This window comes from Clostridium sp., assembly GCF_036660475.1.
In the GTDB taxonomy this organism is placed as follows: domain Bacteria; phylum Bacillota; class Clostridia; order Clostridiales; family Clostridiaceae; genus Clostridium_J.
This window is the reverse complement of sequence record NZ_JAVXAO010000004.1, coordinates 73432-87142: the sequence shown is the minus strand read 5'-3', so window position 1 is coordinate 87142 and position 13711 is coordinate 73432. Positions and strand designations below refer to the sequence as shown.

Sequence of the window (13711 nt, the reverse complement as noted above, 5' to 3'; positions counted from 1 at the left end):
GTATACATTTTGACTATTAGCTAATTTATTTAATTCATTACATTCAAACTCCAAATGTATAATATACATTCTTAAGGTTTTAATTAAAATTCTTTATCAAATTCTTTTCTTCTAAATTATGTGTAATTTTTCTTTAACTACATCTTCATTGCCTAAGAAATAATCTTCTATTACATCCCACCTCTCATCATTTGATAGATTAGAAAGCATAAACTTTTGAAGCACCTCTTGAGAGTTTTTTCTCTTTTTTTCTATACTTGTCAAAATTTCATTTCTATACTTGCCGCTTGATAACATCTTGATTTTTATCGGATCATTTATCCTTATAAATATTTCAGTATTCTTCCCACCTATTATTTCATAGGTTGCCACTCCGAACACCTCAAGCAATATAGATAGCTCCATAATATCTGATTTAACATTATCTCTACTCATAGGGATATATGCTGAATGTATATTTGAACCATTATTGGGCACACACTTACTAATCTGTCTTACCATATAGTTTCCGAAAGTCGAATAATTAGAATTCATTACCCTATATTCAAATTCATTTGACCCCTTAGTTTTTCTTTGTTGTACAAATCTATATTTATCACTATTTTGATTAAATCCTATATTATTAGTAGAATCTGCAACGAACATATCCAAAACTATATCCGACATATCCTCCGAAACAATATTTCCGCAAAACATATTTTTAAATTCTTTTTTAAATTCTGATTTTGTAAAAAACGAACTACTATTCTTAAATTTTGTAAATAAAGAACTTAGTTTATTACAATTATCCTTCAATGTAGATTTACACTTCTCAAATTCACCTTTATAGGCTATCTTCAAATGTACTCTAGCTGTTAATTTTTCCTCTGAGTTTTCAAATTCAAATAACTCTCCGTTAAAGAATTTCCATTTAAAACTTGGAAATGTAATCTGAGAAAACTTATTTTCCCAGATAGCAGCCATATTAACCTCATATATATTTCCAGAATTGCTGATAATTATATCCCCATTTTTATATGATCCCGGTATAACCCTATTGGAATAATCATTTACTAATCTCGAGTATTGACCATATATTTTAATAAATTCTTTTTCTATTGAAGCTGGAACATTTATATAATTCTTTGTATACATACTTTTAGGTCTTACTATTATTACATTAAATTGTTTATTTATATCTTTTTCCAGTAATAACAAACTTGTTTTAACCTTATTTTCAATATTTTTTTCTCCAAACAAATATAAAAATGTTTCTGGAGACACCAATAAATTTCTTTTCTTTTTATTGTTATATATGTCATAAATTTTCCTTAAAACTTCTTTTAATTGATATTGCCTAATTGATGATAATGAACTTAACATCCTAGCATATTTCATATCACTCTTTGTAAAATCCGAAATTGCTACGCCTTCAATGTCCGCTCTTCTAGCTAGTCTGCCAATCTCTTGAATATAATCTGATAAATTCCCCGTAGGTGCAAAGTGATATACCGTATCAATATCACTAATATCAACACCCATACCGAAAGCTTTAGTACATATCATTACTTTATATTCATTCTTTTTAAATTTCATTTGTGATTCAATTTTTTTATTTTTATCATACCCTCCATAATAAACACCAACCGAAGATTTTATGATCTCATCAAATTTAGAACTTACCTCTTCTATCTGTGTAGTATACGGACAATATATTAATGATTTATTACCATTTAATATAAACTGCTTTATTCTTTCATAACACTTATTTAATTTAAAATCTTCAAATCCACCTTCAATATTTGATTTTTCAACTACCTTAATATCAAATTTTATATTTTTTCTTCTCACATTGCCCAAGAACAATTTAGGTGTATTTAATGCTAAGGTATTTATCGTATCATTAACGGTGTCTTCTGTACCCATATATACTGCTGTTGCAGTTAAACACACGATAGGAAAAGTTTTTGTCTGACTGCTTAATCGTCTTAATTTTTCAACATATGTTCCCAAAAACCAGTAGTCTGCTCTGAAATCTCTTCCCCAAGTTGTTACTATATGTGCTTCATCTACTACTAATAATCCTATATCTCTATCACCTATAATATTCTGAAGTGATGATGATATAAACAACTCTGGTGACATATATACTATAGATATTTCTCCACCTTTTATCTTTTTAATTCTAGCTTCTCTTTCCTCAAAAGAAATCTCAGAATTCAAAAAAGTGGCAAAATCAATGCCCCTTTCATAAGTTAACTGCTCTACCTGATCTCTCATTAATGCAATTAAAGGTGTAATAACAATTGTTACTGCCTTTTTTGTTACTAAATATATAGCTGGTATTTGAAATAATAAAGACTTTCCTGCGCCAGTAGGTGCCGTTATAAATATATCTGTAAAGTCAATATTTTTATTTAATGCTTTTTTACATTGATCTATAATATAACTTATTATATTGCCTTGAGAAATTGACATAACCTCTGCAGATTCTTCAGGATTCTTATAAAAATCTATCTGTCTAAAAGTCTTATCCGGTCCCCAATATTGCTTTAATATATATAAATATTTATCATCGTCTTTATTTGATAAATCTACAAATCTATCTTTAGCTACAATATCTACTTTAATATTTAATTCTTTCGCTAAGTTTACTAATGGTTTTAAATTCTCAATGTCATCATGGTTGTCCAGTACTATATTAAAATTACCTACACTATTTTTATTTTGAAGTTTGCTCTTAAATTCAAATAAATTTAAGAGCGTTATACAATTCCCACTAGTTGGTTCTCCTATTGTGTATATATCTACAGTGTTACTATAAAAATTAATAGTTTCTAAATTATTATCTTTTTCATTGTATTGAATACCATATACATTCGATGAATAATACATAATATCCGAATAATAATTTAAAATATAATCTATCCCTTCATCTTCTTCTTCTTTATCAATGACAAATGCTAAGCTTTTTAAAGACTTACTATCCATACTTAATGGGTAATATTTATTAAATAAATTATTTTCTACAACTATAAAATCTGCATCAACTACTTGCCTTATGTTGTTAATTGAGTTACTTAGTGAAATAAATTCCTCATAGAATCCCCAGTAAATATCACTTTTAATTATCTGAAAAAAATACCCTATTAATGCCCCTTTATTAACTTCTAATCCATCAATATCAATAGAGTAGTCGTCATTTATATATGTATTAAGTCCCACTCTTCCCCAATTCTTTTTAGAAAGAACTAAAAAAAACTCCTTATTAAATCCTTTAAAAAACAGGAATTTTTTTTTATCTTTCTTAGAATTTGCCATTAAACTATCTAGTTTATTTGAGTAAACTTCACTTATATTCATTTTATCCCCCATAATTACATTATTATTTTATTAGACCCATTTTTCTTCATTTATGATCTATCATTAATATATTGTGTAAATCACATGTTTAATACCATAATCACATTTATTACAAGTTATATATTTTCAAACACACTCTCTCTTTCTTTTATTGTAAAATCCACCAAGTTAATTTTATTTAACAAGTCTATATTTTCTTTGTAGTTTTACTAAATAAATTTCCTACCTAACCCCCTTCAACACAACCCCCTCCATAAATCCCCCTCTTTCCTCAAACTTCACCCTTCTCTTCTCAATAAGCTCTTCCTCGCTATACCCCAAATTCTTTGCAAGTCCAAACAATACTTCCATTACATCTGCAAGTTCCTCTAAGTTCTTATCAGCTATATATTCTCCAACCTCTTCCATAAGCTTCTTTTCTAATAAATCTCCCATTTCTTCCTTTGGAGCTATAACAACATCACATTGCTTTCCATCTGCTTCTATTATTGCTGGTATTTTATCTCTCACTAATTTATCGTAAACTTTCATTAGTTTCTTGTCCATTATAAAATATAAGTTCATTATCCTTTTGCTTGCATATATTATGTTTGAATATTAACATTACTTTATTAGCTGTCTCTGTGAACTTAATTCCATTCTTAGGAAAATCATTAGGTGTAGTTATTTTAATAAAGTCATTTTCACTCATACCGTTTATAGAAAACCAGTAAAATCCACTAGCTTTATCCTGCCTTGTTATATTCCCATTTGTTTTGCTCTTAATCCATTTCGAAGTAAAAGTATCTTCTTCCCAGTTTTTCGTATCTCCAAATTCTATTGTTTTTGAATTCTCCCATACATATTTTGCGATATCAACTAAAGACATCATTTTAAACATCCCTTCCACTTTATCTATGCCTTCTAACTATCCCCAATATCTCTTCTCCATATTTCCTAACCTTTACTTCTCCAAACCCAGCTACTGTTAATAATTCCTCATTGGTAAATGGCATTTTGCTGATTAAATTCTTAAGCTGATTATCATTAAATAGGAAGTATGGTTTGATATTTTCTTTTCTGCTTTGAGAAAGTCTAAATTCCTTTAACTCTTTAAATAGTTGTGTTTCTTCTATAGGCACCGTTAACTCGTTAGCTTCAATTATATTTTTTTCCTGATCTTTAGTTATAATTGAACTCTCTACTTTTGCTTCTTCTGCTACCTTTACACTGGTGATTTTATACTTCTCATATTTTGCGGTATAATCCTTTTCCATATCACTATGAAATCCAATATATGTATTTGCCCATTTAAGCATATCTACTTCAGAACTAGCTGCTTCTTTGGAGGTATTATACATCTCTTTTATGTACTTAACTAATTGATCTATACGGATAACCTTGTCCTTAACTTCTTTCTTAGCGTATTTGTCATTTAAAACAGTTTTTGCATTGGCTAATACCACTATAGATTTATACATGTTTTCAAAGTATCTATCTACAATAAATTTCGTAAAGAAATTATTATTTTTATCTCCCCTTATCTTCTTCATTAGCTCTAGATGTCTTTGATTTTGAGTTATAGGAGAATAAATTCCTTCCTTTTTCTTACCTCCACCATAGTCAACAGTTCTAATAAAATCCCCTTTACTGTTAATTTCAATATCACCATATAGATTCTTACATTCAATAATGAAGCAAAGTTTCTTTGTAAATACTAAAAAATCTATTTGTGCCCCTAAATCTCCATCCTCTAAATATATATCTTGTAATATGTACATAGGCATATGGCTGTTCTTTAACTCATAGGCAATACTTTTTTCACCTGCAATGCCATATTCCAAGTATTTTATATCTTGATTAATTATTTTTTTACCCTCTTCATTTAATAAAAGTTCAATTTCCTTAAGCTTCATTATCTGATTCTCTGCTTGATTACCGCTCTTTAAGAAAACTGGCTCCTTAATTTTATCAAATAACCCCATGTTTCTTCACCCTCCAAAGTTGTTTCTTTTATCTTTCTGTGATCCATAGATATTTATGATGATGTTTTACCCTTTGAAATCCTTACTAAATTACTTACTTTAATTAATTCTTCCGCGTTTAATACCTCTGCATCTAAACCTTGCTTTAACCACATTCCTGAATTTCTTATCTCAATCTCCGTGCTAAACCTTCCAACCCATTCATTGCTCGGATAAAATGTCTCATCATTGTTTAAAGTTGAAATAATCCCATCTTCTAATCTTGCCCTATCACTATTATCATCAACTCTTATACAGGTAAACGTAAGCTTGTCCTTCAAATGCTTAGATATCCTTTCCTCCAACACTTTTTCCTTATCTATATCTCTAATATCACCATACTTTTTTACATTACTCTGCTCACTAAAGTTTATATTCCAAACTTTTAAGTAATTATCTTTATCATAATTTAATATAGCTCTTCCTATATTCTTTCTGAAAATACTTCCATCTTTATTATGTTTATAATGATCCTTAAGCCTATTTCTTAATCTTCCCTGACTTCTATGTGTACCAACTCTTACTATTCTATCTAACCCTTGATATTTCTCACCATTCTCAAAGAAAAAATATATACCATTATCAAATGGAATATCATTAATCTCATCATATCTATACCTTTTTAATGAATTTATTAACTTTTGCAACTCATATGAACTACCACCATTAATTTCATCTTTACTCAAATCCCTAGTTTCATTAATATGTTCTGATTTCCCAACTAGCTCTGAAAGATATTTGATTCTATCTCCATATCTTAATTTACCTAATGGTAGCTCGTAATTTTTTATATCAACTAATAAATCCTCATAATAATCTTTCCCTGCTAAAATATAAAACTTATCATTTTTCAAATCACTAATTTTAGATAATTGGTAAAGAACCGCTTGTGACCATAACTTTTTCTCACTATAATCATAGACTGTAAGTGCCTTTTCATATGGTTCAATTAACTCTTCCTCAGAAATAACCCCATGTTTTGCAGATAAAATATATACTTCATCTGCAATTGTCTTAGCATATAAATATGACAACTTAAATAATTGGCTCTCAGAATACAGCTCCTTAGCCTTACATTTATAACCCTTTTTACTCTTGCTACATGATATTAATGCTATCTTCTTCCCACCCATGTCCATATAAACAGCTCCTCAATTAACAATTTAAATTTATATATTTCTTCAATACCATAACTCAATTAATCGCGATCTTACCTAATCTGCCATAGTATAAAATCTATCTTCTTTATTTCTGATATATTAGAATCAGGATATTTCTCATCAAACATTTTAATCATATCTTTAGCCTTATTAGATTTTAAAACTTCTTCATACCATTCTACTACTATATAATATATTTTAATTATCTCTTCAATTCTATAATCATCATCCTTATAAGCTCCAGGCATACTTATACCTATATTCCCTAAAACCATTGAATCTAATATTGGCAAATTAGGATTAATAGTAGCTACTAGTTTACTACTAAATGACGCCTCTACACGCCCCAGCTCTTTATAAATATACTTAAATGTATCCTCAAATTTTATTTCTTTATCCTTATTATCTTCCATATAAGAATAATACTTTTCCATAAGTTTCTATAATTGCTGGTATTTTATCTCTAACTAATTTATTCTGTTTTTTCATAATTAACCGCTGACTAATAATTTAATCATGATGTATAATTTTAATTTCCAACAATCACCAAAATTCTTGACTCACTATTGGTTTTGATTTTTAAAGCCCTCATACTTTGGTCTAAATTTATAATGCAAACATGCTTCAAATAAATTTAAAGTAAAAATACCTAAATCCTCATCAAGAAGAATATCAATCCTACTTGTATTGTTTTTTATCCATTTTTCGATATTACTTTCATCCAATCCTAATTTAATCATTTCATCATCTGATAAAATAGATTTAGCTAAATTACTATTTGAGCTATTTGGATTATAATGTTGACTTGTAAATCTTGCATTACTCTTAGCACCAACCTTACCAATTTTCAAATATGTATCCTTATATTTGAAAATATATATGCCCATTTTTCCTTTTAGTAAGCTCTTGCAACTATGTGGTAACCCTCTATCAATAACTTGAAACTTTCTAGTGTCAATTTTACTATTTAATATATCTGTTACTTCTATCAATGTATTTTCTATTTTCTCTATATTCATTTTCAATTCACCCCATTCATAAATTGTATTACTTTTATTTACCTACTCCCCATAATACCCCTTCAACCTATCCCCACATACTCCATCTATCCTAACCTTTTCATCAAAACTGAGCCTATCCCAAACTTTCCCATTAAACTGTACATATTCTATGTCCTTGCATTTTTCCATAAATCTCATGTCTTCAAATCTTTTGAATGGATTTGAAAATATATTTTTCTTTGCAGCTCCTCTATCTATAACGTCATCATTATAAATAGATTTCTTTTTCTCTGCTACAAGTCCTCTTGCTTTTCGGTCTTCGTAGAAGTCTATGAAGTAATCTACTAAATCTTCAACAAGAACTCGGCCTTTGTTATCTGCCTCAGCTAGCATAGCCTGTAGTAACACTGGTTTGTAGGATGCTGACATAGTCATTTTATCCACATATCCTATGAACTTCTCACAAATATTTGAGTCATTTATCAAGTCCCAGCCAAATTCCTCAGCGTACTTTTTCACGGTTTCTTCTGTGAAGTATTTAAAGGTACTACTTCCAAAGGGTACTTCCATGTCTGCTTTTATTTTATCTTCTCTTATATATCTCCCAATGGTTTCTGCTTGTACATCTACCCGTCTTACAAACTCTATTTGAGATATCATTCCTTTTACATCTGTCTGCCAGTTAAAGAGGTCTATATGTTGAAGATCCATGATATCCACTGGTAGGTCTATTAACTCCACAGGCTTTTCTCCTCTTCTTAAAAAGTCTGCTTCTTTAAATTTTCTATTTCCATGACCAAAAACTAAAGCTCCTGGTATATAATTTTCTAAGTTAAATAGTCTATGTGTTGATAGTGATGTATTAAAAAGACTTGAGTTATCTATAAAATCAAATACTAATAGATAATTCTTTCCTTCAGCCTTTCTTGTCCCTCTACCTAACTGCTGCATATATATTGTCCTAGACATTGTAGGTCTTGCCATGAAGAGTACCTCTGTCCTTGGACTATCCCAGCCTTCATTTAATAAATCACAGGCACATAAAACCTGAATGTTTCCGTCTTCATAGTCCTTTAAGATTCTATCTCTCTTTGATTTATTTAAGCTACCTGAAACTGCTTCCGCTTTTATTCCTCTTTCCTTAAATAACCTAGCAACTTCCTCTGCATTATTTACTGATGCACAAAATACCACAGTTCTTTTACCTTTAACATAATTAATATAAGTATCGATTAGTATATTATTTCTCTCCGGGACAAAGAGTTTACTTTCTAAATCCTTAGAATCATACTTTATTCCTCTGATTCTAACATCTGATATATCCACATTAGTTTTAACTCTTATACATCTAATCTCTGCAAGTATTCCTTGTTTTATAGCTGTTTCTATATCAATCTTATGAGCCACATTTTTAAATAAATCTAGGATATCTTCTCCATCTGCCCTCTCTGGTGTAGCACTTAATCCTATTGTAAACTTTGGTGTGAAATGAGATAATATCTTCTTATAACTCTCCGCCGCACCATGATGTGCTTCATCTATAATTATATAATCAAAGTCATCAGCTTTAAATTCCTCGATATGACCACTGACGCTTTGAACAGAGCCACATACAACATCAGCTTCCTTCTCTTTTATATCTCCCATATAAGTGCCACAGTTTGCCTCTTTCCATAACATTTCAAAGGTTTCTTTAGACTGCTCAATTAGTTCCTTAGTATGTCCTATATATAGAGTTCTTCCACCGATAACCTTTGCATCCTCTACAGCTGTAACTGTTTTACCCGTTCCCGTTGCATGATATAAAAGAGCTATAGTATCCCCTTCTGCTCTCATATCCTTCAAACTTTTAAGTGCATCCTCTTGATGCTCCATAAGTTCAAGCACTGCTCCCTTTGGCTGTGGTAAGTAATCCTCCATATTTCCCTCTAAAGCCTCACCTAAAAATGTAGCCATCTGATCCTTAACTAAATCAGGATATCTTTTTAATTGTCCATCTGTCCATCTATAAAGTTTCCAATCCTTATAAATAATACTATTCTGCTTTAAAAGGTCATCATAATACTTCTCATGAGAAACCTTCCCCGGCTCATGAACACCTTCTCCATCTATCTCAATTGCTATCTTCTCCCTATCCGTAACAATAGCAAAATCTATGTATCTACTTCTTCCATATATATCACTTAATCCATACTGAATTGACAAACTACTTGTCTTCTCTGGACCAAACTGCTCACTAAATAATTCAATGAACTTATCCTCAGCTCCACTAGCTAACTTAATTTCATCCATCTTTCCCTTAATAGCCATGATTTCCCCCTTTAGAATTACTTTTTCAACATAATTCCATTTTAAAATCTACCTCCATTGTATCATCTCACCCCAAATCCCTCAACCAATCTATACCATTTGAACCAATTTAATCCCTATTTTTCTCTCAACTTTATTACCCATATAAAATATAAAGTCAAATTCAGTTTAATATCAAAAATATTTATAATCTAATTAAAATAATCCATACTTTTTAAAGGCAACATATATATATACGAAGTAAAAGGATGTCCCACTATGGAACATCCTTTTACTTCGTATATATTAATTTACATCAATTTATATTATTTTATAGCACCTTTAAAATAAATTGGCTTTCCTGTAAATACATCTAGTTTAACTTCTAATTCAGCTTCAGTTAACTCAGCTGGAACTTCATATGATACATTTCCTGTTAACTTTCTACCTGGAGCAACAGTTCCATCTAATTGACCTTCAGCATCAGTTATAGCTATATTGTACTTAACACCATCTACACTTAATAAAGTAAAGCACATTAAAGATGATACCGCTATATCTTTATCAGCTGTTAAATTCTCTACTGTTACGTTAGCTACTACATATTTTTTACCTTCTGGAGCTTTCATAAACTGGTTAGTAGATGTATATTCTGAAAGACTGTTAACAGAAACTTTGTAATTATCAGCTTTTTCTGCTGTTTGTCCAACTTCAAAATTTCTTGATTCTTGTTGTTCAGTTGAAGTTGCAGGCTTGTCTCCGTCTACTTTAGATACACTGTCATCTCCTGATGAACCTGCAGCTCCTCCAACAGCACCGATAATTACAATTGCTAATATCACGGTTAATACTTTGTGTTTCATAAAGAAATTTTTATTATCTTTCCCACACTCAGGGCATTTAGCACCTTTTGAAATTTCCTTTCCACAGGATTTACACTTAACTAATTTACTCATAATAATAATACCTCCGTCTTATAATTTTGCTACTAGTTGTCCCAACAAGTAGTATACTTCGTCTGTTGAACTTTGTCAAAATTTGTCACATTTTCAGACAAATCGTCCATTTTTTTTCACTACATATAATTTAAGTATATTCGCTCATATATTCATTTTTTAGACATATATTACCTCACCATGATTAAACTCACTAAATTTAAGCATCTTAATCATCTTTTAACTACGGTATTTTTAAACTTGTTTGCAAAATGTTAATTTTAACACTCTAAACTCTAAACTTCCAATTTTAAAACCCCGCTCAACAGTGATTCAACCATCAAGCGGGGTCCATGTTAATATCTAGAACCAGAATCTAGCATTTATCAAGTGATTCTTATATTAAGGTGGATACGCCTTAATAGGAATATCTCACTCCACCTAAATGTTAGAAGCTCTCTTATCTAATTTCGTGTACACTGATCCCCAACTTAGTTGGTGGTGTTACAGCGGCTAGACATCAGATAAATAACTATTTATCTCTTCCAAACTTTGAATATCTAAAATATCATCATTTATGTTTTCAACCTTATCAATAGGCAAGTTCCTTATTATCTGTATCAGTTCCTCAGGAACTTCTCCAAACTTTTTCTTTAAAAGCTTAACTGTACTTTTAACCAAGGCAATTTGTTCACCTTTTTGTATTCCTCTTTTTTCAACCTCTGGATCATATAATGTCTTTGTCATTTTAATCACCTCTTCTTCTAATTCTTCATCATCATTCATGTAATTTCTGCTTAGATATTCAATAAGATTTTGTATAGCTAGAAGCATCTTATGAAAGTCCTCACCTACAATTTCATTTTTATCCAATAACTCTTTTGATTCTCCAGCTAGCTTTGATGCTAAGTCCCTAGCTTTATGTGATAATTCTTTAATAGTTTTTATATCATTTTGCTTTGCAGCCTTCTCCAATTCTTTCTTTAATCTAAATAACTGAAGAGGTATTAACGGATACATTTTCTTTTTAATCAAATCTTCATCTGTATAGTCCCAATATCTCATTATTGGAACAACATATTCAATCTTATTTCCATCTGGGAAAATCAGATTTAATACCAAATCTCCATTGATATTTTTGTTTTCCTCAAAGAAAATAACTCTTTGCTTTGGAAAATACATAGTTCTGATTCCATCACTCTTCTCAGAGTTTTCCTTAGCCTTTTGAAACCCATACTCAAACATTCTAATTACCATGGAGCTGTCATTCTTAGTTTGGAACTCAAGATGATAGTTAACTTTTGAGGAATTAATTCCCAAGTTTTTTTCCACAGGCTCAAAGAACATGTCACCTCTTAGTATACCCAAAGTGTCCTCGATAAACTCATTGTTGGTTACCTTAATGACTACCTCATCCTCTTTAAAATTTTCTTCAAAAACTCCATTAAGCAATTTTACCAAAACCTTGTCTGAAGTAGTAAACAAAAACTTTAAAATCTGATCCAACTTCACCTTCTCTTTTGAATTTTCCAATGTTCCACCGTCTTTCGTAACTTAATTATAGTATATATTAATATTAAGTTAAATACACTATATTTACATTATGTGCGCGAACACACGTTCCTAGTCAATTATTTATTATTTTCTAAAACTCCTCAATAACTCTCGTTGCCTCCCAATTCTTAATTCTCAATTCTTAATTCTAAATTTTTAATTTTTAATTCAAAAATCACATATCATCAAGCAAAATCGCCTTCATCAACTTCTCCTTCAACACTTCCCTATCTTCTTCATTGTCCATGCTAACATTTCCACGTTTAAGCCCATTCCACCCTACTTCTTTCCCTTGGTTTAAATAGGTTTCAAACTTACTGCCAAAGAGGGTTGTTGGAGCTAAATATTCCTGGAACTTAGTGCCTGTCCACCTGGCTTTCATATTGTCTATAACAGTTCTAAAATCCTCCACTGTGAACCCATCTTGAAGCTTTGACTTAATTAGACTAATGGTTACCTTGGTGTCACTTTTAAACTTCTTTCCTGTTTGCAAGTTCAAATAATCTATTATCTCAAATGCCCCTTTCCTTAGAAAGGCAAGGTTATTATTATATTTAATAGAGGAATCTTTAGTAGAGGAATTATTTGTTGTGGACTCACACTGATACCCCTTAAGATTTCCATCTATACCCTGAGGGTTTTCATCTCCACTATAAAACTTATGATCCACACTATCCTTGTTTTCATCTACACTGTTTAGCTTATTATGTGGCTTTAAATTCTCAGAAGTCACTTTTATTTTATTACTGCTTTCATAATTTAAATTTTCTGAAGCCACTGTTACTTTATTACTGCTTCCATGATTTATATTTTCAGAAACCATTGTTACTTTATTACTACTTTCATGATTTATATTTTCATCTTCCACTCTTTCATCTTCTGCATTTTCCTCTTCTATATTTACACCACTAGTTATTAACTCTATATATTTTTCACCTATGCCAAAATAGGAATACGTCCCACCTTCTCTTATAACTTGGTGAGTAAGTACTCCTGCATCTCTTAATTTAAAAAATCTAGATTGAACAGTGCATTTTTTCATATTTAATATAGGCAACTCCCTCAAAACTCCATCATAGCGAATCCAATAGTATGCTTGTCCATCTACAATCTTAACCTTCATTCCCTTAGACTCTTTAAAATCAATAAAATATCTAAGAATAGTAGCATCCAAAGTATCAAGCCCCAACTTAACTAACTTCTCTTGTCTAAAACCCATAATTGTATATTTCATAACAATCTCCCCTTAACCTATGTATTTATCCCTTCAAAACCCATTCAAATAGTATATATGCAATTTTGAAATTTATTTACACCTCTTTCAAAATAATTTTTAAATTTTCTTCTACCTTATAAATTTTCTAATAGAAGTGGCATCTGAAAATAAATAATAAGTCAACTATCCCAGTAAACTGATTTGTTTATTT

General features: G+C 30.3%; 11 protein-coding genes. All 11 read right to left on the bottom strand.

Features of this window, described 5'->3' with window-relative positions; all coding sequences use genetic code 11:
- Positions 1–111: 111 nt before the first annotated feature.
- Positions 112–3342: a DEAD/DEAH box helicase gene (locus tag RSA29_RS07430; RefSeq protein ID WP_346944282.1), complete on the bottom strand. Its 3231-nt coding sequence runs from the start codon at positions 3340–3342 to the stop codon at positions 112–114.
- 222 nt (positions 3343–3564) lie between these two features.
- Positions 3565–3873, bottom strand: coding sequence for a nucleoside triphosphate pyrophosphohydrolase (locus RSA29_RS07425; protein ID WP_346944287.1), 309 nt, complete (start codon positions 3871–3873; stop codon positions 3565–3567).
- Positions 3857–4222 (bottom strand): hypothetical protein, encoded by a 366-nt coding sequence (locus RSA29_RS07420; protein ID WP_346944393.1) that lies wholly within the window; start codon positions 4220–4222, stop codon positions 3857–3859. Before RSA29_RS07420 ends, RSA29_RS07425 begins: the two co-directional genes overlap by 17 nt.
- A gap of 10 nt (positions 4223–4232) precedes the next feature.
- Positions 4233–5306, bottom strand: coding sequence for an HRDC domain-containing protein (locus RSA29_RS07415; RefSeq protein ID WP_346944280.1), 1074 nt, complete (start codon positions 5304–5306; stop codon positions 4233–4235).
- A 53-nt stretch (positions 5307–5359) separates the two neighbouring features.
- Positions 5360–6484, bottom strand: a complete 1125-nt coding sequence (locus tag RSA29_RS07410; RefSeq protein WP_346944279.1) for a DUF6884 domain-containing protein — start codon at positions 6482–6484, stop codon at positions 5360–5362.
- 71 nt (positions 6485–6555) lie between these two features.
- Positions 6556–6939, bottom strand: coding sequence for a hypothetical protein (locus RSA29_RS07405; protein ID WP_346944392.1), 384 nt, complete (start codon positions 6937–6939; stop codon positions 6556–6558).
- Positions 6940–7068: 129 nt separating this feature from the next.
- Positions 7069–7524, bottom strand: coding sequence for a hypothetical protein (locus RSA29_RS07400; protein ID WP_346944277.1), 456 nt, complete (start codon positions 7522–7524; stop codon positions 7069–7071).
- A 42-nt stretch (positions 7525–7566) separates the two neighbouring features.
- Positions 7567–9816, bottom strand: a complete 2250-nt coding sequence (locus tag RSA29_RS07395) for a DEAD/DEAH box helicase (RefSeq protein WP_346944276.1) — start codon at positions 9814–9816, stop codon at positions 7567–7569.
- Positions 9817–10121: 305 nt separating this feature from the next.
- Positions 10122–10751 carry a DUF4352 domain-containing protein gene (locus RSA29_RS07390; RefSeq protein ID WP_346944275.1) on the bottom strand — a complete coding sequence of 210 codons (630 nt, stop codon included), beginning with the start codon at positions 10749–10751 and terminating at the stop codon, positions 10122–10124.
- Between the two features lie 492 nt (positions 10752–11243).
- On the bottom strand, positions 11244–12263 hold the full coding sequence (locus RSA29_RS07385; RefSeq protein ID WP_346944274.1) for a DUF4351 domain-containing protein: 1020 nt from the start codon (positions 12261–12263) through the stop codon (positions 11244–11246).
- A gap of 196 nt (positions 12264–12459) precedes the next feature.
- A complete protein-coding gene (locus RSA29_RS07380; protein WP_346944391.1) occupies positions 12460–13518 on the bottom strand; it encodes a conserved phage C-terminal domain-containing protein in 1059 nt (352 codons plus the stop codon).
- Positions 13519–13711: the final 193 nt, after the last annotated feature.